Consider the following 24,545-nt stretch of genomic DNA (forward strand, 5'->3'; position numbering starts at 1 on the left):
AAAGCTGAACAAGAAAGTATCCATCAATGTGTCGGATGCCCCGATCGAAACTGTACTGAACGAAGTATTTAAAAATTCGGGATACACTTATAAGATCGTGGATAATCAGATCGTAGTATCTACTGTGACTGCAGCTGCCAAGGATGTGCAGGCTGTTCAACAGCAGAAACAGAGAAAAATTACCGGAGTCGTGAAAGACGCAATGGGTGAAGCCATCATCGGAGCATCTGTAGTAGAAAAAGGTACTACCTCTAATGGTACCATTACTAATATTGACGGTGAATTTACCCTGAATACTGCCGGTAAGGAGCTTCAGATTACTTATATCGGTTACGTACCTCAGACCATCGTACTTAAGCCGGGAGTTAACAATTACAATGTCATAATGAAGGAAGATACAAAAACTTTGGATGAAGTTGTAGTTGTTGGTTATGGTACTCAGAAAAAGGTCAACCTGACAGGTGCAGTATCTTCTGTTGGAGCAGATGAATTGAAAGAACGTGTAAATACAGACGTATTGGCTTCTGTACAAGGACAGGTTCCGGGAGTAACCATCATATCTCGTCCGGGATCTACTCCATCAATCAATATGCGTGGTCGCGGTAACTTGGGAACTTCTTCTCCTTTGTTTGTTATTGACGGTGCAATTGCTGATGCTTCTTTCTTTTCAAGCCTTGATCCGAATTCGATAGAAAGTATTTCGTTTCTGAAAGATGCGGCATCTTCTGCAATTTACGGTTCTCGTGCAGCTTATGGCGTTGTATTGGTAAAAACAAAAGGTGGTAAAGAAGGTGATTTGAAGATCAGTTACGATGGTTCGGTTGCAGTGAAGATGGCAACTTATACACCCGATGTATTGAGTTCTGAATGGTACGCACGCTTGAGCAATGAAGCTGCTCTGAATGAAAACCCGAATACAAGCACGCTTCCTTATACTGATAAGGAGATACAAATGTTCCGTGATGGTTCTAATCCGGATATGTACCCGAATACGAATTGGTATGATTTAGTATTGAAGGATGAAGCTGTCATGACGAAACATTCTGTAAGCTTTAGTGGTGGTAATAAAGTGAAGTATTTCACTTCATTAGGATATATGTATGATGATAAATTTACTCCTGGTGCAAAAAGTGAACGTTATAACTTGACTACCAACATTTCTTCGGATATTAAGTCTTGGTTGACAATGCGTTCTAATATCAATTATATCCAAAGTACTTCTGATAACGACAAGGGAGGGGTTATTTATACACACTTGCTGACAATCCCGTCAACTTATGTTGCTCGCCATAGTAACGGTGAATGGGGTAGTTATGAAGGTGGAAAGCCTGCTGCAACAGTAAACATGGAACGTAACCCTTTACGCCGTTTGGAAGAAGGAGGATGGTCGAACAGCAAGACTGAAAATACTTTGATAAATCTGGCCTTAGATATTAAACCTGTAAAAGGATTGGTATTGACTGGTGAAATGATTTATAAAGCCTGGGATTATAAATCTAAGACTTATACTGCAAATAAGAATAAAATTAAGGATTTTCAGACCGGTACTGAGCTGAATGGTACAGATGTAACCAACTCTAAGATGGAATACAGCTGGGAAGAAAACAGTCGCCTTACTTATAATGCATTGGCCAATTACGTTTGGAGTAACGAAAAGCATAATGTGAATGTTTTGGCTGGTGTATCTTATGAACATTATAAATATCAGAAACAAAAATCATATCGTCTGAAATTCCCGACTAATGGTATGACAGACATGAATGGTGGTTCAAGCGCACCGGATGATACTTATGCTGAAGGTGGAAGTAACGAAGACAAGTTGATGTCTTACTTTGGTCGTGTAAATTATTCATTTATGGATCGTTATTTATTGGAGGCCAACATCCGTGCTGATGCTTCTTCTCGTTTCCATAAGGATAATCGTTGGGGCGTTTTCCCTTCATTCTCTGCAGGTTGGCGTATTAATCAGGAAGGATTCATGCAAGATATCAACTGGATCAATAACTTGAAGGTGCGTGCATCTTGGGGACAGTTGGGTAACATCAATAACGTAGGTCAATATGATTATTTCTCTTCTTATCAACAAGGGGGTAACTATAACTTTGAGGATGTCATTGTTTCAGGTATCGTAGAATCTAAACCAGCCAATCCGACTTTGGGATGGGAAACTGTTACTATCACTGATATCGGTGTGGATTTTGATATTTTCAATGGCCTGTTGAGCTTTACAGCTGATTATTATAACAAAAAGACAGATGATATCCTGTTGTCATATCCGAGTCCGAAAGAAATCGGTATCGGCTCTGATTTCAAGGTTTCACAAAATATTGGTACGGTAAGCAATAAAGGTCTGGAACTGAGCATTACACATAATAAAACTCTGGGTGACTTTGCGTATACAGTTGGTTTTAACATGAGTAAGAACTGGAATAAGGTTACCAACCTGGGAGCTAATGACCCGATTATTGAAAGTCCGTGGATTAAGAAGGTTGGTTATGCAATCGGTACCTTCTATGGATATCGTTCTGACGGTTTGTTGACTCAGGAGGATATTGATGCTGGTAATTACATCACTGATGGTTTGGTACCTCAGGCTGGTGATATTAAATATGTAGATTTGGACGGTGATGGTAAACTTACCGATAAGGATAGAACTTATATTGGTTGTGATGTACCTGATATTACTTATGGTGTGAATTTGAATCTCCGTTATAAAGGATTTGAATTAAGTATGTTCGGTCAGGGAGTTACCGGTACAAAAGTAAACTTCAGCATGGAAAATGCTTGGGCATTCTCGGATTATGCAAGCCCGCGTAAATATCATTTGAAGAGATGGACGGTAGATAATCCTAATCCGAATGCAGCTTATCCGCGCATTTATCCCCGTACAAGTAAACATTCAACTTATAACCAATATTTCTCTGACTACTGGTTGTTCGATGCCGATTATTTCCGCATCAAGAATATAACTTTCGGATATTCTTTCCAGAAGCCGGTATTGCAGAAGTTGAGCCTGGAGGCATTGAAGCTTTATGTTGCGGCCGAGAATCCGTTTACTATTCGTGCTGACCACCGTATGGAAGATTTCGACCCTGAAACAGCTTCAGGACGCGGCGTTAATACTCGTGGTACGTCTTCGATTGCTTTTGGTGTAAATCTAACATTCTAACATTATTGATTATAAAAGATGAAAACTATAAATAAATTATTCAAGGGTATATTCCTTTGCACTTTAGTTAGTGTAAGTGTTAGTAGTTGCGACTTGGAAGTGGAGCCGCCTGCTAATATTGCGGCCGAGACATATTGGACATCTGAAAAAGATGCTTGGTATAATCTGAACTCAATTTATTCTGCAGCAATTCCGGGTATCGGTGTTTACGGAGATGCTTACTCGGATGATGTATATTGCCAATATGCACACGAGTCTAGCGCAAAGATATTCCAGCAAGATGGTTTTAGTCCTCTATATGACGAAGGCTGGAACTTTGAGACAATCCGTAAGGAGAATTTATTTTTGCAGAAAGTCGGAAATTGTGAGATGGATGAATCTTTAAGAGAAAGATTCAAGGCAGAGGTGCGTGCAATGCGTGCATGGACTTATCTGGGCATGACTATGACATTCGGTAAAGTGCCTTTGATTACTGAGGTGCTGGATTATAACTCGCCTAATATTCCGCGTGACGAGGTAAGTGTGATTCGTGATTTTATTATGAAAGAACTTACTGAGGCTGCTGCAATATTGCCTGAGAAATATACCGGTGGTTATCCGAATGAAAAGGGACGTATCACAAAATATGCTTGTTTGTCATTGAAAGCAAGAGCGGCTCTGTATTTTGGAGACTACGCTTTAGCAGAAACTACTGCCAAGGAAGTGATGGATAAGGGAGGTTTCTCTTTGTTCAAGATTTCTTCTTTATCGGAAGCACAGAAGAAAGAGGCAGAAGAAATGAGTTTGTATATTGATTTTGAAGAAAAAGGAATCGATAAAGACGAATTCATTAAGGGTATGTTTAATTATGAAGCTTTGTGGCATACAGAAAATGCTAATCCGGATAATCCCGAATACATTATGACTCGTCAATATGCTGCTTCCAGTTGGGATTATCAAGATATGACTCGTTATACAAGTATGCGTCCGAATCAGTTGGGTGGTTGGTCTTCTGTAACTCCGACACAGAATCTGGTAGATGCTTATTGGGGAGTTGATGGCCACAGTGTACCGCAGTTGCCTACTCCGGAAGAACGTGCTAAAGCGTACAACGAGATTAAGGCAGACTTGGATGCTTATCAAAAACCCGAAGGAGAAGCTAAGTTTATCGCTTTCTGTCAGGAAAAGATAAAGAATGGAACATTGAAAGATTACAAATATATTCAGGAGTTCCGTAACCGTGATAGCCGTATGTATGTTTCTATCTTGATGCCATTCAAGAGTTGGTATGAATCTAATTATGGCGATAAGTTTGTGTATGAATGGATAAAGAATGGTAATAACGAATCAAAGACCGGATTTAACTTCCGCAAAATGCTTTCATTGGAAAATGATGCTAATGGCGACGGACAGGCAACCGGTGATTATCCTTGTATCCGTTATGCTGAAATTTTATTGATTTATGCTGAAGCGCATACACAGACTACTGGGTATGATGCTGCAACAGAAGCAGCTTTAAATCAGTTGCGCGACCGTTGTGGTATGCCGGATGTTCCTTCTGGTTTGAGCAAAGAAGAAGGTTTAAAACTGATTCAGAACGAACGTCGTATTGAATTGGCTGGTGAAGGCTTCCGCGGTGATGATATGACTCGTTATAGTGACGATTACTGGAAAGAGCACATGAACAATGTACCCATCATGACTCCTGACGGTGATACGGAACTTACAATGAAATGGAGTTCTCGTATGCGTCTGAAACCAATTCCGCAAACAGCCATTGACTTAAATCCGCTATTGGCTGGCGATCAGAACCCGGGATATTAATTTAACACAGATATCTCTTAATTAAAGGTTGAAAAAAGGGATCGATTTTAAAACCGGTCCCTTTTCTTGTTTTTATATAGTTTTAATTATTTTCCCATGCTCCTCTTGTAAAATCCGGTATTTCTACAGGAATACTACCGTTTAATACCGATTGCTCGCTTAGTTCTGTGATGCATGACCATTCGGCGGCATCGTATACATCCATATCCAATGGGAGCCCGTTGCGCAGGCAATGAATCAAACGGCAATCCATGACATAATTCATTTCATTGGGCAGATTTCTCCGATGGGCTTCTGCACCGTAAGTAGCTGTAAAAGGGTGTTTGTAGCGTTCCATAATATCTGCAAGCGCTTTTCCTTCGAGAGGAGCACTTGCGTCGGGCTCAAGGGCGATGCAGGGAACGGGATACTTCTGGGCAAAGCCTTCCGTACCACAGATTGTATGGAGGCGGCTGTACGGGCGTGGAGTGACGACATTATACTGAATCATGATACTCTTGCCTTTCATTGTGTGAATCAAGGTGGTGTTCATATCTCCCAACCGATACTTTTGACGGGCTTCGGGAGAATTTTCTCCGAATGTCTTACGGGCGTACGACGTCATGCCGGCTTGCAGACTCGATAATGAGACGAGATAATTCATGCGGTCGCCCCGGTGAATATTCAGTACCTGGCAAATGGGGCCTAAGCCGTGAGTAGGATAGGGGTTACCGGTATGCTCTATGCTATATTTCCTCCCCCAATGATTGTGAAATCCTCCTTTACTTTCGTCGGCGAAGTAGATAGAGCGCAGATCATGTATGTATGCTCCCTCTACGTGCGTTATCTCTCCGAATACACCCTGTTGTGCCATATTCAGTGTGGTCAATGCAAATGGATCGTAGCAACAGTTTTCAAGCATCATACAGTGTTGTCTTGTCTTCTCGGCTGTATCTACCAGCTTCCAGCATTCTTCTACGGTCATGGCTGCCGGAACTTCGATGGCTACGTGTTTACCGTGTTCCATAGCATAAACTGCCATGGGAGTATGTGTCAGCCAATCGGTACAGATAAACACCAGGTCAATATCATTCCGTTCACACATTTGTTTCCATCCATCCGCCCCGGTATAACCATCCGGCTGGGGATAGCCTGCTTCCCGGAGAATTTTCTGCGCTTTAGTCAGGTTACCTTCCCTGATTTCGCAAAGTGCTTTAATTTCGATTCCTTCGATTTGCAGATAACGCTGTAAAGTCAATACACCTCTATTGCCAAGCCCAATGAAAGCAAGGCGCACAATGGGGATGGGAGGATGTGCCAGTCCGAGCACATGTGTTTGTGAAGGAGTTCTCATATGTGGTTAGGATGTTAGGGTTATATATAAAAAAAGAGAATCTAATTTCTCAGATTCTCTTTAGAGCGGAAGACGGGGCTCAAACCCGCGACCCTCAGCTTGGAAGGCTAATGCTCTATCAACTGAGCTACTTCCGCAATTTTTGTGGGCAAAGATGGATTCGAACCACCGAAGTCGAAAGACAGCAGATTTACAGTCTGCCCCATTTGGCCACTCTGGTATTTGCCCTTTTGTTCGCTTTTGAGTCCCTTTGCTTTCTCTTAAGTAGGTTTGTTTCTCAATTGCGATGCAAAGATACAACTATTTATTTAAACTCCAAACAAAATCGATCATTTTTATTGCAGTAATTGCACATTCGTCTCCTTTATTACCCAGTTTGCCGCCGGCTCTATCTTCAGCCTGCTCCATGGTATTAGTAGTAATTAATCCGTAAATAACTGGTATATCGCCAGTTGCGTTCAGTTGTGCGACACCTTGTGTCACTCCCATGCAAACATAATCAAAATGTGGAGTATCTCCTTTAATTACGCAACCAATGATAATAATTGCATCTACATCGCAATTTTCCATCATTTGATTGGCGCCGAAAGTTAGTTCGAAACTTCCCGGTACTGTTTTCACCAGAATATTTTCTTGCTTTGCTCCGTGTTTCTTTAAAGTTTTCACAGCTCCGTCCAGCAGGGCGCCGGTGATATGGGCGTTCCATTCGGAAACAACGATACCGAATTTCATTTCTTCTGCATTCGGAACCGAATTAAAATCGTAATCAGATAAGTTATGATATGCTGTTGCCATAATATATATGTTTTTGGTTGGTTTAAAAAAAGCTACCCAGGTTCGTTTGGGTAGCTTTCTATATAATAAGGTATATACCCCGTTATTATTTTTTCAGCAGTTTGGCTTGCTCGATGTACTTATCGATGTCCATAGCCTGATAAGACTGGAAGTATTTGTCTTTGATCTTGGTGAAGGCTTTTACAGCATCATCGTTTTTGCCTTGCTTCATCAGGATTTCTCCGGCTTGCAGTAGGAAGATGGGGCTCAGAGTGCTGTTATCAGCATTGTCTGCTGCTTTCAGAAGGGTTGAAGCTGCTTTGTCGAGTTGGCCTAACTGAGCGTAGCAGTTGCCAATGGCACCCTGAATGGCAGGAGCCACCATCTGGTCGTCTCCGCTGAAGCCGTCGAGTGCTTTGATTGCTTCGTCATATTTACCTAAATTCTGGTAGCAGATGCCGGCGTAAGCTTTTGCCAGGTTGGCTGCTTTGGTTCCGCTGAATTGATCGGCTACTTTCAGGAAACCGATAGAACCGATACTATCACCGTTCAGTGCCTGCTCGTATGCACTTTGTTCAAAGTACTGTTCGCTTTTGAAAAGAGCAGCCTGCGCTTTTTCTTCACGGGGTTCTGCATAGAAATTCTTGTAGAGGATCACGCCTGCTACGATTACGATTACGGCTACAACGGCGCCAATGATTGCTTTTTTGTTTTTAACAAGAAATGCTTCCGACTGTGTCAGTGCATCTTCCACATTCAGTTCGTTGTTGTGGTTCTTTTGTTCTGCCATTTTTATATGATTCTTTTTGTTATTTTTTCAACTGGATATTTTGGTCAGCAAAAGTAGTTTTTTTATATATATAAACGAAATTTAGAGGCATCTTTTTTTGTTTTACGGCCTAAAACCCCGAAAATCTTTCTACTTTTGTAACCAAACTCAATGTGCATACATGATACTGAAGCGTATATCTATACTGAATTATAAGAATCTGGAGCAGGTGGAACTGAATTTTTCGGCTAAGTTGAACTGCTTTTTCGGACAGAACGGGATGGGAAAAACCAACCTGCTCGATGCTGTCTACTTTCTGTCTTTTTGTAAAAGTGCCGGAAATCCGATTGATTCGCAGAATATTCGTCACGAACAGGACTTTTTTGTGATTCAGGGGTTCTACGAGGCGATGGACGGAACGCCTGAGGAGATTTATTGTGGAATGAAGCGCAGGTCGAAAAAACAATTCAAACGCAATAAGAAAGAATATTCCCGTTTGTCGGATCACATCGGATTTATTCCCTTGGTAATGGTTTCGCCGGCCGATTCTGAATTGATAGCCGGTGGTAGTGACGAGCGGCGCCGGTTTATGGATGTGGTTATTTCACAGTATGACAAAGAGTATCTGGATGCTTTGATCCGTTACAATAAAGCATTGGTGCAACGAAATACGCTGCTGAAGAGTGAACAGCCGGTGGAAGAAGAATTGTTTTTGGTTTGGGAGGAAATGATGGCACAGGCCGGTGAGGTGGTGTTCCGGAAGCGGGAGGCATTCATCAGTGAGTTTATCCCTATATTCCAGTCATTCTATTCGTATATCTCGCAGGATAAGGAGCAGGTAGGGCTGACTTACGAGTCACATGCAAGGGGGGCTTCTCTGCTTGAAGTCTTGAAGGAGAGTCGGGTACGGGATAAGATTATGGGATATTCACTCCGGGGGATACATAAGGACGAGTTGAATATGTTACTGGGTGACTTTCCCATTAAAAGGGAAGGTTCACAGGGGCAGAACAAGACTTATCTGGTAGCGTTGAAGCTTGCCCAGTTTGATTTTCTGAAACGTACGGGAAGCACGGTGCCTTTGTTGCTGTTGGATGATATTTTCGACAAGCTGGATGCTTCGCGCGTAGAACAAATCGTGAAGTTGGTAGCGGGTGACAATTTCGGGCAGATTTTTATAACGGATACAAATCGTGAGCATTTGGATCGTATATTATATAAGGTAGGCAGTGATTATAAAATGTTCCGTGTAGAAAACGGGGCAATTAATGAAATGGAGGAAAAAGACCAATGAAACGGAATGATGCGGAGCCTATTGGCAAACTGATTCAGAAATATCTACGTCAAGAGAGTCTGGAATCTCCACTGAACGAACAGCGTTTGCTGGATTCGTGGGAAACAGTGTTGGGACCTACCATAATGTCGTATACAAGAGATTTATATATTCGTAATCAAGTATTATATGTGCATTTGACTTCTGCTGCCCTTCGTCAGGAGTTGATGATGGGAAGGGAACTGCTGGTTCGTAATCTTAACCAGAAAGTCGGTGCTACGGTGATTACTAATATTATTTTTCGCTGACAGCCGTTATCTCTACCAAGAACGAAGGCTCTGTTTGTATCAAACAGAGCCTTCGTTCTTGGTTAACAGAGCTTCTGTCCGGAGCGGATAAAGCCTCTGTTTCAGTGAAACGTTGTTTGCTTAATATTCCAGGAATGGAATGGTATCTATGACCGGCATTTTCAACTCTTTCAGCTCTTTGCAAGCCCGGTCGTAATAGACCGGATTTTCTAAATCGAGATTGTTGTGTGCATCCAGTCCGATGATGGCCGTACATCCTTCATTGGCCGCAATGTGCCAAAACTGTGGACAGGGATAGGTCATTATTCCCCGGGCTTCATTGGTGGCCATATAACCGACATTGTATTCCAACGGGATGTTCAGTCGTGCCGCAGCCCGGCAGATGTGGCGGCTAATGCTGGTACAATGTGTATCGAATTCCGGATAGGAGCGCATAAAGAGGTCGGGGTGGGCCAGATAGGCGAATAGTCCGCTCTCCATTCCTTCAATAGAGCTTTCCTCATAGAGGTCGAGCATGTCCCGGTTGGTAGTGTGGTGTCCGAAGTATGGAAACTTTTCGTCGGTGTGGTAATGATGGTTCCCAAAAAGGATGTAGTCCAACCGGTACTCTCTAATGATTTCTTTCAGCCAATGGGTGTATTCGGGAAAATATTCGCATTCCAATCCGATTCTGATACTGATCCGGTTGCGGTATTTTTCTTTCAAGGCGCGGATACTTTCTACGTATTCCGGTAATTCCTCCGGCAGCATACGTATATCTGATACAAAGTCCGTATGATACTTCCACGGACTATGGTCAGAGAAGCCCAGTTCCTGAAAACCACCTTTGATAGCGCTACGCACATAGTCTTCGTCGTCTCCTACGGCATGCATACAGCGAGTGGTATGTGTATGATAATTCGTTTTCATTGCGCTATGACGGTATCCATGCGGAAGTCAAATTCTTCTGCAGGAACTTCTTCAATCAATTGAAACGGGAAACAAATTCCGGCTTTGGGTGCCGCGATCTGAGGGAGTAAACGGTCATAATAACCTTTGCCGCGCCCTAAACGATGTCCGTGCCGATCAAAAGCGACACCCGGAATGACTGCCAGATCGATCGCCCGGTAATCGGTGAATCGTGTTCCTGTCGGTTCGGCAATGCCATACGAACTTATGGCAAGATCCTGAGGTCCTGTGTAGACACGTAGTTCCAATTCGTCACCTATCACTACGGGAAGTATAATTTTCTTTGACCGGCTCCATTTCTCAATGAAGGCGTGAGTCTGTACTTCGTCCTTCATTGAGTGATAGAGCAGTATGGTATGCCCTTTTTGGAATTCAGGGTATGCTTCAAGGGTGGTTAGCACCTTCTCCGACAATGCCTTAAGCGTAGAGTCGGAGTATTTCTTCTTCTCCTGTACTATCCACTTGCGCAGTTGTTTTTTTCTTTCCATCTTTCTTTTCCTCCTTTTGAGGTTCTACGCTGACGGGAGCCTTGGGGAATGCTTCTCCGCTCTCAAGCAGTTCGACAGCCTTTTTCACAGTCTGATCGCTTTGGTTGAGATATTGAATATAGGCTTCTTTTCCCAGCATATTGTAGATGATATTACCGTAAATGCTCTTTTCCAGTAACTTATATGATTTCTGAATCAGAATATTTCTCCGTTTGACTCCTTTGCTGTCAGCATAGCGTATGAACTGTTCGACCAGTCCCTGGCGGCGCAGGTAGTTCAACAATGATTCTTCATCTTCATATTTCTTCAGCTTATCGCGGTTGTTGTCCGTATAGTGGAACGTGAACTGAATGGTAAGTCCCTTACTCAGTACCTCGGTCAGATATGAAGTAACACCCGTTGTATCTTGTGGAACGAATACATCCGGCATGATACCGCCACCACCGTATACCGGACGTCCCAGAGCTGTAGAGTAGCGCAGATTTTCGTCGAGCTTGATACTGTCTTTCGAGAAGTATTCTCCATGTTCATAACGCGTCAGCCAATCCATTTCGTAGTTGCGGTCTTTGCCATTCTGGTAAGGACGTTGGATACAGCGTCCGGATGGAGTATAGTAGCGGGCAATGGTCAGGCGGATAGCTGAGCCGTCGCTGAAATCGATGGGTTGCTGTACCAGACCTTTGCCGAACGAACGGCGTCCTACAACCATACCGCGGTCGTTATCCTGGATAGCACCGGTAAAGATTTCGCTGGCTGAAGCCGAACCTTCGTCGATCAGTACGATGATAGGCATCTTCTGGCAGCTGCCTGTTCCGTTGGCAAACTCGTCGGCACGAGGATATTTGCGTCCTTCTGTGTATACGATCAGTTTACCTTCGGGTAAGAATTCGTTGACCATGCGAACTGCGGCTTCCATATAGCCTCCTGTGTTACCACGTAAGTCGATAATCAGCCCTTTGCAGTTCTTATGATTCAGGAGAGCAATGGCGTTCAGTAGTTCCACATGTGTGGTACGACCGAATTTACTGACTTGTATATAGCCGAAGTCATCTGTCAGCATATAAGCTGCGTCGATGGTGTTTTGCGGAATATCACCACGTGTGATGGTGAAGTTCAGCAGTTCTTTCTCCGTAGCGCGCTTCACGCCCAGTTTCACTTGAGTACCCTTCGGGCCTTTCAGAGTGCGCATGGCACGTTCATTGGTCACTTTCTTCCCTACGAATAAACTGTCGTCCACCATTACGATGCGGTCACCTGCCATCAGTCCTACTTTTTCCGAAGGACCTCCCTGAATAACGCTGTTCACGTGTATGGTGTCGTCCTGGATGGTGAACTGGATACCGATACCGCTGAAGCTGCCTTCCAGTTCCGATGTCACTTCTTCCAGATTTTGTGCCGGGATGTAGGTGGAGTGGGGATCCAGCTCTGCCAGAATCTGTGGCATTGCCTTCTCCACGAGGTCGGTCATGTTGACAGTGTCCACGTACTGGTCGTCGACAATGCGTAGCAGGGCATTCAACTTGTTTGAAGATCCGTTGATAATGCCGAGCCGGTTACCGGCAAAGTGCTTGGCATAAAATGTACCTATCAGAATTCCGATTACCACACTGATAGCAATGATGACAGGGGTAAATCGTGAAGAGTTCTTTGTACTCATATCTTTAATCATTATTGGCTACAGACGACAAACTGCAGGGTAGAGCTGTGTTGTAGTCAGTTGTTTATGTATGTTGTTTCATTTTTCACTTGTATCGACGAAAACGACTTCGATACCTGCACGTTTCAGCAATTCTATTCCGTCTTCCAGGCGGTAGTGCTCGGAGTATACCACTCGTTTGATGCCTGCCTGTATAATGAGTTTAGCACATTCGATGCAAGGCGAAGCTGTAACATACATCGTAGCTCCGTCACTGCTGTTGTTGGAGCGTGCTATTTTGGTGATGGCATTGGCCTCGGCATGCAGGACATAGGGTTTAGTCACATTATTATCATCTTCACAAATATTCTCAAAGCCCGATGGCGTCCCATTGTATCCGTCCGAGATAATCATCTTATCTTTGACAATCAGCGCTCCAACCTTACGGCGCTGACAATAAGAATTTTCCGACCAGATGGCAGCCATTCGGATATAACGTTTGTCTAAATCTGATTGTTTTCTGTTTGCTGTGTCCATTCGCTGCTATATTATTTATCAACATGAAATACAAGACATAAGTCCCTGCCTCCCTCATCCTTGTAATAGATGAAAAGGTTATCGTAATTTCCTTTATACGAAGTAGCTCTGTTGAGCCCTTCGACAAACTTGTTGCTGAATCCTAACGGATCACTTTCAGAACCTTTTACTGAGGCGGAGAAGGCATTGCTTTCACCGTTGGCGCTCCAGGTTCCTGTATAGGTATGTGTCAGAAGCGTTCCGTTAAATTTTCCGCTGATGACATTGTCTATGTTTTCTCCCTCAAACTTGATGGTGTATGCACCCTCCTTATTGATATAATTCTTGATGGACTGCTCGTATTTATCTTTGTCACCCCAGAAATCATAAGGTTTATGATCATTCTTTTTGGTTATGTACGTCAGTTTCCATACTTTTCCGGTAAAGATACCATTCACATCGTCCGAATCATTGCATCCGCATACAAAAGGGAGCATCAAAAGTAGTAATAATAAGTATTTATATTTCATATCTTTCTATTTTTTTATTCCGTTTCTGATAAGTAATGCATCGATGGTAGGTTCTTGTCCCCGGAAACGTTTATATAGTACCATCGGGTGTTCTGTTCCTCCTTTCGACAAGATGTTACTTCGGAAGGAGTCAGCTACGTCTTTGTTGAAGATTCCTTTTTGCTTGAACAGAGAGAACGCATCCGCATCCAAAACCTCCGCCCATTTGTAGCTATAGTATCCGGCCGAATATCCTCCGGCAAATATGTGTGAGAACTGAGTGCTCATACAAGTTTCCGGTACTATAGGCAGTATCTGTGTTTTGGACCATGCCTGGCGTTCGTACTCTTTTACGTCTCCGTCGAATGGAGTGTTGCGGGTATACCATGCCATGTCCAGCAGACCGAAGCTGACTTGGCGGAGGCAGGCATACGCTACATTAAAGTTAGAGGCATCTACCAGTCTCCGGATTAATTCGTCGGGCAAAGGCTCTCCTGTCTGATAATGGCTGGCAAAGGTATGAAGAAACTCTTTCTCGATGCCGAAGTTTTCCATAATCTGTGAGGGGAGTTCTACGAAATCCCAGTAAACATTCGTCCCGCTTAGGCTTTGGTAAGTTGAGTTGGCAAACATTCCATGCAAAGCGTGTCCAAACTCGTGAAGGAAAGTTTCTACTTCGTCATAAGTCAACAAAGCCGGTTTGCTTTCTGTCGGCTTGGTGAAGTTCATCACTACCGATACGTGCGGGCGACTGTTCTCGCCTGTGCTTTCTATCCATTGGCCTTTGAATTCTGTCATCCAGGCACCGGAGCGTTTACCTTCACGCGGGTGAAAATCCGTATAGAGCACAGCAAGGAAATTACCGTCTTTGTCCATTACTTCATAAGCGTCCACATCCTTATGATATACCGGAATATCGGGGTTCTTGTGGAATGTGATTCCGTATAATCGAGTGGCTAATCCGAAGACTCCCGCTTTCACTTTGTTCAGTTCGAAGTAGGGACGAAGCATCTCTTCGTTGATGTTGAATTGCTGATCCTTCAGCTTGTTGGAGTAGTAGCTCCAATCCCAGGGCATTATCTCAAAATCGTCTCCCTGCTCTTTGCGGGCTAACTCCTGTACTGCTTCATATTCTTTGCGTGCTGTGGGAGTATAAGCATCCAGCAGTTGGTTGAGAAGGGTATATACAGCATCGCTGGTTTCGGCCATGCGTTTCTTCAGTGTATACTCTGCATAATTGTCATAACCCAGTAATTGTGCGATTTCCATATGGATATTGACTATCCTTTTTACAATTTCCAGGTTGTTATATTCATTATTGTGCGTACACTTCGTATTGTAGGCCATATAGAGTTCGCGGCGTAAATCGCGGTTGTCGGCATACGTCATAAAGGGAATGTAACTGGGGGCATGCAGTGTGAATACCCATCCATTCACTCCTTTTTCCCGTGCTGTTTCGGCTGCGGCTTCTATAGCACTTTCAGGCAGACCGTCCAGTTGGCTCTTGTCTGTCAGTGCCAGCTGATAGTTATTGGTCTCTTTCAGGTTGTTTTCGCTGAAGTCCAACGTTAGTTTGCTCAGATCTCTGGTTAATTCACGGTATTTTTCTTTGGCTTCGCCTTGTAGGTTGGCTCCGCGACGAATGAATCCGTCATAGGCATTTTCCAGAAGTTTCATTTGTTCCGGGGTCAGTCCTAAAGAATCTTTCTGCAGGTATACAGCTTTGATGCGTTCAAACAGTGCCTCGTTCAGGCTGATGTTATTGCTGTGCTCACTTAGCAGCGGCATCATTTCCTGGGCAATCTGCTGCAAGTCATCATTAGTTTCGGCACTGCGTAAATTGCCGAATACGGTTGTTACCCGGTCGAGTAATTCTCCGGACTGTTCGTAGGCCAGAATGGTGTTAGCAAATGTGGGAGTTTCCGGATTGTTGACGATGGCATCTATTTCTGCTGCCTGACGGCTGATACCTTCGCGAATGGCCGGTTCATAATGTTCTGTTTTTATTTTATCAAAAGGAACGGTTCCATGCGGAGTTGTATATTTCTCGAAGAATGGATTTTGTGCATTTGCTATATTTGTCATATCAAGTAATATCAATGTTACATTTACAAAATTACAAATTTCACCACAGAGTATCACAGACTTCCGTATAGTTTTCTTCTTATTTAACGTGTTTCATTGTAGTTTTTGCTATGGGAGACAGAGAGAAGTGCAGAACTGTAAAATAAGCATTCCGTGTCTTCGTACGTCTTTTAGGGTGAGCTGTAAAATAAAAAAGCTGTTCCGGTTTCCCGAAACAGCTTTCCATATATTGTATCTTAGCTTGATTATTTAGCAGCGATAACGCGAGCCATTTCACAAACTTTGTTTGAGTAACCCCATTCGTTGTCATACCAAGAAACAACTTTAGCGAAGTTAGAATCCAAAGAGATACCTGCTTTAGAGTCGTAGATTGAAGTGTTAGCGCAACCACGGAAGTCAGTTGAAACAACTGCATCTTCAGTGTAGCCCAGGATACCCTTCAATTCGCCTTCAGAAGCTTCCTTCATAGCAGCGTTGATTTCTTCCATTGTAGCAGCTTTTTCCAAAACAACTGTCAGGTCAACTACAGAAACGTCAGAAGTCGGAACGCGGAATGCCATACCAGTCAGTTTACCGTTCAATACCGGCAATACTTTACCTACAGCTTTAGCAGCACCTGTAGAAGACGGGATGATGTTTTCCAGGATACCACGGCCACCTCTCCAGTCTTTCTTAGAAGGACCGTCTACTGTTTTCTGAGTAGCAGTAGCAGCGTGAACTGTAGTCATCAAACCTTTAACGATACCGAACTTGTCGTTCAATACTTTAGCGATAGGAGCCAAGCAGTTAGTAGTACAAGAAGCGTTAGAGATAATGTCCTGTCCAGCGTATGAAGTGTGGTTTACACCATATACGAACATAGGAGTAGAGTCTTTAGAAGGAGCAGACATGATAACTTTCTTAGCACCAGCCTGGATATGTTTGCGAGCTGTTTCGTCAGTCAGGAAGAAACCAGTTGATTCAACTACAACGTCAGCATCAACTTCGTTCCATTTCAAGTTAGCAGGATCCATCTCTGCAGTCAGACGGATTTTGTTTCCGTTTACAATCAGAGCACCGTCTTCTACAGCAACTTCGCCTTCAAAACGACCGTGTACTGAATCATATTTCAGCATGTATGCCAAGTATTCAGCATCCAACAAGTCGTTAATACCTACGATCTGAATGTCGTTACCAAAGTTCTTAACTGCTGCACGGAATACCATACGTCCGATACGGCCAAAACCGTTAATACCTACTTTAATCATTTTGTTTAAACTTTTAAGGGTTTTATAATATTTGTTCAAATACTTTTCTAAATTCGCATTTGTTTCATTAGAATGCGGTGCAAAAGTAAGAAAATGTTTTTATATTCGCATATTAAATTCATATTAAATATAAAAAAAGATGGGAAAAAGTACTTTTTTACAAGACTTTAAAGCTTTCGCCATGAAAGGGAATGTGGTGGATATGGCTGTCGGTGTGATTATTGGTGGTGCCTTTGGCAAAATCGTTTCGTCGGTTGTAGCCGATATCATTATGCCCCCCCTGGGGTTACTCATTGGGGGAGTGAACTTTACGGACTTGAAATGGGTAATGAAAGCTGCGCAGTACGGAGCCGATGGGAAAGAAACTGCGGCTGCTGTTACCTTGAATTATGGTAACTTTCTGCAAGCAACTTTCGATTTTCTTATTATCGCTTTTTCTATATTCTTATTTATTAAACTGATTACAAAGCTGACCCAGAAGAAAGCTGAGGCGCCTGCTGCTCCTGCTGCACCGCCCGCACCCACAAAAGAAGAGATATTGTTGACTGAAATACGTGATTTATTGAAAGAAAAGCAGTAATTTTGCGCCAAATTCATAACATATCTATATATGCAAGAGAAAATTATAATACTTGATTTCGGTTCACAGACCACGCAGCTTATCGGTCGCCGGGTGCGCGAGTTGGATACGTATTGCGAGATTGTCCCCTATAACAAGTTCCCCAAAGACGACGAAACTGTCAAGGGAGTGATTCTGTCGGGAAGCCCCTTCTCCGTGTATGACGAGAGTGCGTTCAAGGTTGATTTGAGCGAAATCAGAGGTAAATACCCCATTCTGGGCATCTGCTATGGTGCACAGTTTATGGCGTATACCAATGGTGGCAAAGTAGAACCGGCAGGTACCCGTGAGTATGGACGTGCTCACCTGACTTCTTTCTGCAAGGACAATGTGTTGTTCAAAGGTGTGAGAGAGGGTACGCAGGTATGGATGAGCCACGGTGATACCATTACTGCTGTTCCTGAGAATTTTAAAACGATTGCGTCTACAGACAAAGTGGCTATTGCCGCTTATCAGGTGGAAGGTGAACAAGTATGGGGCGTACAGTTCCATCCGGAAGTTTTCCACAGTGAGGACGGTACACAGATGCTTCGTAATTTCGTTGTCGATGTATGTGGATGCAAGCAGGACTGGAGCCCGGCATCGTTCATTGAAAGTACAGTTGCCGAATTGAAGGCTCAGTTGGGCAATGACAAGGTAGTATTAGGTTTAAGCGGAGGAGTTGATTCTTCAGTAGCCGCTGTGCTGCTCAACAGGGCCATCGGTAAGAATCTGACTTGTATTTTCGTTGACCACGGTATGCTCCGCAAAGATGAATTCAAGAATGTAATGCATGATTACGAATGCCTCGGACTGAATGTGATCGGTGTAGATGCCAGCCGTAAGTTCTTCTCAGAACTGGAAGGTGTAACCGAGCCCGAACGCAAACGTAAAATTATAGGTAAAGGCTTTATCGATGTATTCGATGAAGAGGCACATAAATTGAAAGATGTGAAATGGTTGGCTCAGGGTACTATCTATCCGGATTGTATCGAGTCTCTTTCCATCACCGGTACTGTTATCAAGAGTCACCACAATGTGGGTGGACTTCCTGAAAAGATGAACCTGAAACTTTGTGAACCGCTGCGTTTGCTGTTCAAAGATGAAGTTCGTCGTGTAGGTCGTGAGTTAGGTATGCCCGAGCACTTGATTACCCGTCATCCTTTCCCGGGGCCGGGACTTGCGGTTCGTATTTTGGGTGATATTACTCCCGAAAAGGTGCGTATCTTGCAGGATGCTGACGATATTTTCATTCAAGGTTTACGCGATTGGGGATTATACGATCAGGTATGGCAGGCAGGTGTTATCTTGCTTCCGGTTCAGTCTGTAGGAGTAATGGGAGACGAACGTACATACGAGCGTGCAGTAGCTTTGCGTGCTGTGACTTCAACAGATGCCATGACAGCCGACTGGGCGCATTTGCCTTATGAATTCCTCGGTAAAGTGTCAAATGATATTATAAATAAGGTAAAAGGTGTAAACCGTGTAACCTACGATATCAGTTCAAAACCACCTGCAACGATTGAATGGGAATAAGCCGTTTGAAGATGGTATATATAAAAGACAGCCGTTCGGAGAAATTCGGGCGGCTTTCCTTTTTTGATGTACGTACAATGCGATTATGATTTAACAGAAAAGGGACATCCTCACGGACCTCCCTTCCCTTTTTTTCCTTTTTTAAACCTTATGTAGTTGCTATAAATCTCTTACCGCAACATCTTATTATTATACTAAAAATCAATACTTAGTAAAATTCTATATTATTATACTTCGTTCCTATTGGAAAACTTTTACTCCAGTGCTTTGCCGGCAGCCATCGGCCAATACGGGTTCTGATACATTACCGTAGTATTGATGTCTTCCGGATTGGTAGCTGTCAGTTGCATGTCTTGTAAACCGATCGGATCCAGATAGTATGCTTTGCGCCAAGTCAGACCGTCATACAACTGGTTGTTTGTTTTCGTTCTGCGAAGTGGGCGTAAATACTTGCTGTCTTCTTTCTGCGAGACATTAGCTTCTGTTGTACCATCGGCAACTACAGCCGAAACTTCTTTACCGTCTACTGTTTTTGTATAGTTCTTGTAAGCGGCATCCCAGAAGTTTACACCTTCAATGATGTAAGGCTTTGTAAGCAGCTGATCCCATGAACGCCATCTTTTCAAATCATCCCAACGCATACCTTCACCGATAAATTCACAACGGCGTTCGCGACGGATATTGTAGAGAGTTGCATCAATCATTTTGTCACCGGAGTAGACTGCCAGGTCGTTTTCCTGTGTCAGATCTGTAGCGGCGATTGTTTTGGTGTAATCTTCATCTACGCCGGCACGGCGGCGAAGTGCTTTCCAGTATCCTTGGGCTTTGGCATCCAGCGAACCGGTCTTTTCGTAGCAGGCTTCCATGTAATTCAGGTTAGCTTCTGCCGCGCGGAAAATAATGCAAGCATTGCTTCCCAACAATTCGTCACTCTTACTCTGATCGTCATCGTATGTATAGGCTTTGCGTGGGCGATATCCTGTTACATCACGAGTCTGTTCCTGTTCCGAAATGATACCTGGCTTTTCGAAGTGGATCACTACACCCGTATCAGCCACCGCCGTATTCTTGGTATCAGTAAGTAACGCATCTTTTTCACCCCATACAAACAATTGTAGACGTTCGTCGCGGTCTTGTTTTTCTTCTGAGATGGTAACGTCTCCATGATAGCCTGAGCCGGAAGCATAGATAGGTAAACCGTTCTTCATTACGAAACTATTGATAAGTGCGCGAGTGAGTCCGGTGCGGTCACCGTTCTTCAAACGTGCCGGAACGCAATGGGAAACACTCAATGATTTGATATATTGTTTCCACAACAACACTTCGCTGTAACCGGAAGCATCGGGGGTACTGAACATTTCGAAATATGGATTCCAGTCATATATCTGTCCGTATTCAGGACCCATCACATGAGAATTTTCCGTCAGTGTGCCCCGATCGGCTACTGCTGCGGCAGCGTTCATGGCTTCGGTCAGGAAGAAGTCTATTTCACCTGCGATATTAAAGGTTTTACCACTGTTGTAACTCATCTTAGCACCTGGCCAATCCGTATCTCCCGGTACGCGTCCTGTCCCTTGGTGATATTTTTCAAAAGTGGCTTCAAACAGAGCGACTCTCGATTTAAATAACTGAGCCACCTGTTTGTTGATGCGTTGATTGTCTTTAAAACCCTGATCTTTCAAGCGGCTGATAGCAGTATCCAGATCTTTGAGAATAAAACGGGCCACCTCGTTACGGGGTGCACGTTTGCTGTTTTCAATCAATACTTCGTTCTGGTCCGGCAATACTTTTTCAATAATTGGATAATCTCCGAATTTCACTAAAGCATTGTAGTAGGCCAGTGCCCTGAAAAAATAAGCTTCGCCAATATAATGGCTCAACTCTTCGGCAGAGCCTTGGATGGTACCGGCTTCTTCTTTAGGTAACACTTGCTCAAGCAAATAGTTCCAGGTACGAATACGATTTAGCGGGGTTTGTATTGTTTTACCTTCACTTACTTGCCAGTTGCCTGCAAAGTAATTCAGGTTACTTTCATCAGCCAACAGGTTGTCCGTGTTGGCATCATTGCGTTGTACACCCGAGTTCCATGCTGTCTGATGATACATTTTGGTACCATTGGAGTTTTCAAGATAGTCATTATAGTAATTAATGATATAGCTTCCTACCTGGTCCACTGTAGTGAAGTAGGCTTCCGGAGTCACTTGGCTGAGTGGTGCCCGATCCAGGAAGTCTTCACACGAAGTCATTGCCAATCCGCCCATTCCTATTAATGAGCAGAAGTATATATGTTTTAATTTTAGTCCCATAGTTCGTTCGATGAATTAGAAGTTAACATTTAAACCGATTGAAATAGTTCTCTGCAACGGATATAGTTTTCCATCACCCCAGTCGCTACCCAGCAATTCCGGGTCGAATACACCACTGATATCAGATAACGTCAGCAGATTGTCTCCTGATACATAGATACGTACCGACTCCATAGCGGCTTTCTTGGTCCATGTTTTCGGCAAAGTATATCCGATTTGCATGTTCTTCAGACGGCAATAAGCAGCATTTTGCAGATAACCGCTTTGTGTGCGCTGGTTTTTGTCGGTGTTGAAGTAAGGTTTCGGATAGTAAGCTCCCGTGTTGGCTCCCAGAGGGTCACCTTCCGGGCGCCAGTAATCCATGTGCTCTGTGAAGGCGGCAGATTGCCATTGTCCGCCATTGGCTCCCCAGAAGTACGGGCCGTCCAGCCAGTAGTCTCTTTTCATTACCCCTTGCAGGAAGATAGAGAAGTCGAGGCCTTTCCAGGATCCGTCCAGTGTTAAACCAAAGTTGTAGCGCGGAGTATTATTGCCGATTACCTTCAGGTCACCGTGGTCGTTCAGTGTGTTTGAGCCGTTGTTAACACCATCTTTACCGTCGATATTGCCATACATGATGTCACCTGCACCCCAGGCTGTTCCCCAGTTCGGTGTACCGCCATTTGCCAAATGCTTATCCATTTCTTCCTGGCTCTGTGCGATTCCTACTGTTTCGTATCCCCAGATATCTCCAAGAATCTTACCGCCATAGTGTTTATCCAGAGACATTGTCGGATTCGGATACTTCAGGATTTTACGCATGTTGTCCGACAGTACAAAACGAACACCGTAGTTGAATTGTTGAACACGGTCTCTCCATGAGAGTTCGAGTTCCCATCCGTAAGACTTCATGTCACAGTTGTTGATGGCAGGAGCGCTGGCACCCAAAACAGAAGGCAGTGTAGGAGCCGGGCCGATCATGTCGTAAGTGTAACGGTTGTAATAGTCAAACGAACCGGTCAAGCGGTTATTGAACAATCCCCAGTCGAGACCTACGTTCCATGATTCGATGGTTTCCCATGTCATCAAGCTGCTAACGATGCCCGGAAGACCTGCTGTGTTCTGTTTTTTACCACCCAGCAACCATCCTGAAGAGGCTGTTCCGGTTGGCATATTCTGATAGAACGGATACCATGCGTCTGTATTGTTCGTATTATTGTTACCGAGCTGTCCCCAAGAACCTCTCAGTTTCAATGTGCCGACCACTTTGGTCAACGGTTCGAAAAATGTTTCGCGTGCAATGTTCCATCCGGCAGAGAATGAAGGGAAGAGTCCCCAGCGTTTGTCGCCGATAAAGCGGGAAGAACCGTCGTAACGTAAGTTAGCTTCCAGCATATAACGTTCTTTGTAGCTATAGTTGACACGTCCGAAGAAACCGGCGATAGCTCTTTCACGTTGCCATGCGCTGGCCTTTTTGTTGTCTTGAGTCAATCCCAGTGAGGGAACTTCCGGACTGATCAGATCTGTACCGAAACCGGTCAGGCCGCTTGGACGATAAAGTTCGGCATTGAAACCACCCATAACTTTAAAGTAATGGTCGCCCAGTGTTTTGGTGAAGTCCGAATAGATGTTGGTAGAGAAGTAGTCTTCGTCTTCACGTGAATCCTGCACTTCCGAATAACCTGCGGCACCACCGTTCCAAGAAAGAAGATATGGTTCGTTGTTTACATCGTAAGCATAAATAGGCAATACAGCCCAATGTTGTTTGCGGATATATGTGCGCATACTTCCTTCTGCCACGATGCGCCAGTCTTTAACCGGTTCGAAAACAGCCTGTAACTGTTGGGTATACCAGTTCTTCTGGCTTGTCTGTTTACCTCCGTCTTCCAGCTGAACGATTTCCATGTCACGCTGGTAATGTCCATTCGGGTCAATTACCGGGCAAGTCGGCCAGCGGCGTGCAATATTGTGGAAGAATAAACCGGTCAGGTATGTCGGGCGGTGATAGTCCTCACGTGTCCATTTGCTGGTATAATTCAAAGTGACCCAGTCTGTCAGCTTTGCCGAGATTTTTGCATTCAGGGTGTAACGGTTGAATTTGTCTTCACCATGTTTCAGCAAGCCGGTCTGGTCAAGGAAACTTCCACTGATCATGTAAGTCAGTTTCTCAGTACCTCCACTGATGCTGAGGTTATGTTCTGTAGAAGGTACCCAGTCGCGGTAAAACTCGGAGAACCAGTCAGTGTTGGCAAAAGCACCGCCGTAATTTTGCCACTTCCCATCGGTTCCGGCTACGGTTCCGTAGTATTCGGGTTGTGTCGGGTCAGTGTATTTTCCATCGATGTAGTTTTTAATTCTGGTCATGGCATCGTCGTTAAACACCGGATTACCTCCACCGTTTGTACTTGCTCTGTTAAAGTATTGTGCGAATGTATAAGAGTCTACCATTTCGGGTACTTGGATCGCGTCCGAGAAACGTACATTACCCGAGTAGTTGACTCTGGTTTTACCGGCTTTACCGCTTTTGGTTGTGATCATGATAACACCAAACGAAGCACGTGCACCATAAATAGAAGAGGAGGCAGCATCTTTCAATACCGAAATATTTTCAATATCATTTGGATTTACTGTGTTCATATCGCCTTCGATACCGTCAATCAGCACTAACGGACTGCCACTTGAACCTTCGCCTATGGTACCACCACCGCGAATATTGATATTCAGGCTACTGTCCAGAGTACCACCACTGCTTCCCACTGACATGTTTAATCCCGGGATTACACCTTGAAGTGCTTGAGATACGTTTTGTACCGGACGAGACTCAATCACTTTAGAGTCCACCATGCTGACAGAACCGGTCACATTGACCTTTTTCTGTGAGCCATAACCCACTACGACCACTTCATCCAACTGTTGTGAATCTTCTTTCATCGTAATGTTGATAGGAGAGCCGTCTACCTTCACTGTGACGGTTTTGTAACCGATAAATGAAATTTCAATTGTGCTTCCTTTGGGGGCGTTAATGGAGAATTGTCCATTCATGTCCGTGATTGTACCTGTATTGTTTGCCAGGACTTTAACGGATACGCCGATCATGGGTTCTCCGGTTTCGTCCACTATTGTACCTTTTACTTTGGTGTTGGCTTGCTGTACAGTTTCAATTCCGTGTTCTTCGTAAGTATTGGCTGCTGCTTGCTGCGGTGTTGCACACCATAGCATGATAGAAGCAGCGATTGCCATTTTCAGGCGATTTGTTTCTCGAAACCGG

At 44.0% G+C, this 24,545-nt stretch carries 18 protein-coding genes and 2 tRNA genes; 6 read left to right on the plus strand and 14 right to left on the minus strand.

What is annotated here, in order from left to right; translation table 11 throughout:
* Both JZY04_RS20010 and JZY04_RS20015 read left to right on the plus strand, forming a co-directional pair.
* Positions 1–3,169 (plus strand): TonB-dependent receptor (locus JZY04_RS20010; protein ID WP_220577447.1); only part of this gene is annotated, 3,169 nt, incomplete at its 5' end.
* 18 nt (positions 3,170–3,187) lie between these two features.
* On the plus strand, positions 3,188–4,972 hold the full coding sequence (locus tag JZY04_RS20015) for a RagB/SusD family nutrient uptake outer membrane protein (RefSeq protein WP_122143644.1): 1,785 nt from the start codon (positions 3,188–3,190) through the stop codon (positions 4,970–4,972).
* A gap of 82 nt (positions 4,973–5,054) precedes the next feature.
* Here the strand turns inward: JZY04_RS20015 and JZY04_RS20020 are convergent, their stop codons facing one another.
* The 5 genes from JZY04_RS20020 to JZY04_RS20040 all read right to left on the minus strand — a co-directional run bounded on the left by JZY04_RS20020 (position 5,055) and on the right by JZY04_RS20040 (position 7,869).
* Positions 5,055–6,305, minus strand: coding sequence for a Gfo/Idh/MocA family protein (locus tag JZY04_RS20020; RefSeq protein ID WP_122143645.1), 1,251 nt, complete (start codon positions 6,303–6,305; stop codon positions 5,055–5,057).
* A gap of 64 nt (positions 6,306–6,369) precedes the next feature.
* A tRNA-Gly gene (locus JZY04_RS20025) sits at positions 6,370–6,442 on the minus strand.
* Between the two features lie 8 nt (positions 6,443–6,450).
* Positions 6,451–6,533 (minus strand) — tRNA-Tyr (locus JZY04_RS20030).
* Between the two features lie 72 nt (positions 6,534–6,605).
* On the minus strand, positions 6,606–7,100 hold the full coding sequence (gene ribH, locus JZY04_RS20035; protein ID WP_005775686.1) for a 6,7-dimethyl-8-ribityllumazine synthase: 495 nt from the start codon (positions 7,098–7,100) through the stop codon (positions 6,606–6,608).
* An 85-nt stretch (positions 7,101–7,185) separates the two neighbouring features.
* Entirely contained in the window at positions 7,186–7,869 is a 684-nt protein-coding gene (locus JZY04_RS20040) for a tol-pal system YbgF family protein (RefSeq protein WP_005775687.1), read from the minus strand.
* Between the two features lie 160 nt (positions 7,870–8,029).
* Between JZY04_RS20040 and JZY04_RS20045 the strand changes: the two genes are divergently transcribed.
* Together JZY04_RS20045 and JZY04_RS20050 are read left to right on the plus strand one after the other, a co-directional pair.
* Positions 8,030–9,142, plus strand: coding sequence for a DNA replication/repair protein RecF (locus JZY04_RS20045; RefSeq protein ID WP_005775688.1), 1,113 nt, complete (start codon positions 8,030–8,032; stop codon positions 9,140–9,142).
* Positions 9,139–9,429, plus strand: a complete 291-nt coding sequence (locus JZY04_RS20050; protein WP_005775689.1) for a DciA family protein — start codon at positions 9,139–9,141, stop codon at positions 9,427–9,429. The genes JZY04_RS20045 and JZY04_RS20050 overlap by 4 nt, the downstream gene beginning before the upstream one ends.
* 120 nt (positions 9,430–9,549) lie before the next feature.
* On the opposite strand, the gene JZY04_RS20055 is transcribed toward JZY04_RS20050, so the two are convergent.
* The 7 genes from JZY04_RS20055 to gap all read right to left on the minus strand — a co-directional run bounded on the left by JZY04_RS20055 (position 9,550) and on the right by gap (position 16,858).
* Positions 9,550–10,338, minus strand: a complete 789-nt coding sequence (locus JZY04_RS20055) for a histidinol-phosphatase (protein ID WP_032542810.1) — start codon at positions 10,336–10,338, stop codon at positions 9,550–9,552.
* Positions 10,335–10,865, minus strand: coding sequence for a 5-formyltetrahydrofolate cyclo-ligase (locus tag JZY04_RS20060; RefSeq protein WP_122143646.1), 531 nt, complete (start codon positions 10,863–10,865; stop codon positions 10,335–10,337). The genes JZY04_RS20055 and JZY04_RS20060 overlap by 4 nt, the downstream gene beginning before the upstream one ends.
* Entirely contained in the window at positions 10,795–12,522 is a 1,728-nt protein-coding gene (locus JZY04_RS20065; RefSeq protein WP_005810117.1) for a S41 family peptidase, read from the minus strand. The genes JZY04_RS20060 and JZY04_RS20065 overlap by 71 nt, the downstream gene beginning before the upstream one ends.
* Positions 12,523–12,600: 78 nt before the next feature.
* Complete coding sequence (locus tag JZY04_RS20070; protein WP_005775695.1) at positions 12,601–13,038, minus strand: dCMP deaminase family protein; 438 nt, start codon at positions 13,036–13,038, stop codon at positions 12,601–12,603.
* An 11-nt stretch (positions 13,039–13,049) separates the two neighbouring features.
* Positions 13,050–13,547 carry a DUF4847 domain-containing protein gene (locus JZY04_RS20075; RefSeq protein WP_005775696.1) on the minus strand — a complete coding sequence of 166 codons (498 nt, stop codon included), beginning with the start codon at positions 13,545–13,547 and terminating at the stop codon, positions 13,050–13,052.
* A 6-nt stretch (positions 13,548–13,553) separates the two neighbouring features.
* Entirely contained in the window at positions 13,554–15,611 is a 2,058-nt protein-coding gene (locus JZY04_RS20080; RefSeq protein WP_122143648.1) for a M3 family metallopeptidase, read from the minus strand.
* A 245-nt stretch (positions 15,612–15,856) separates the two neighbouring features.
* A complete protein-coding gene (gene gap / locus JZY04_RS20085; RefSeq protein ID WP_005775699.1) occupies positions 15,857–16,858 on the minus strand; it encodes a type I glyceraldehyde-3-phosphate dehydrogenase in 1,002 nt (333 codons plus the stop codon).
* A gap of 139 nt (positions 16,859–16,997) precedes the next feature.
* Between gap and mscL the strand changes: the two genes are divergently transcribed.
* Both mscL and guaA read left to right on the plus strand, forming a co-directional pair.
* Positions 16,998–17,438: a large-conductance mechanosensitive channel protein MscL gene (gene mscL, locus JZY04_RS20090; RefSeq protein WP_005775701.1), complete on the plus strand. Its 441-nt coding sequence runs from the start codon at positions 16,998–17,000 to the stop codon at positions 17,436–17,438.
* 30 nt (positions 17,439–17,468) lie between these two features.
* Entirely contained in the window at positions 17,469–18,992 is a 1,524-nt protein-coding gene (guaA, locus tag JZY04_RS20095) for a glutamine-hydrolyzing GMP synthase (protein WP_101602667.1), read from the plus strand.
* 254 nt (positions 18,993–19,246) lie between these two features.
* Here the strand turns inward: guaA and JZY04_RS20100 are convergent, their stop codons facing one another.
* Positions 19,247–21,298, minus strand: coding sequence for a RagB/SusD family nutrient uptake outer membrane protein (locus JZY04_RS20100; protein WP_022012370.1), 2,052 nt, complete (start codon positions 21,296–21,298; stop codon positions 19,247–19,249).
* Positions 21,299–21,313: 15 nt separating this feature from the next.
* The coding region (locus tag JZY04_RS20105; RefSeq protein ID WP_255584462.1) for a TonB-dependent receptor at positions 21,314–24,545 on the minus strand (3,232 nt) is incomplete at its 5' end.

Source organism: Bacteroides sp. 11BF (assembly GCF_019633765.1).
In the GTDB taxonomy this organism is placed as follows: Bacteria; Bacteroidota; Bacteroidia; order Bacteroidales; family Bacteroidaceae; genus Bacteroides; species Bacteroides hominis.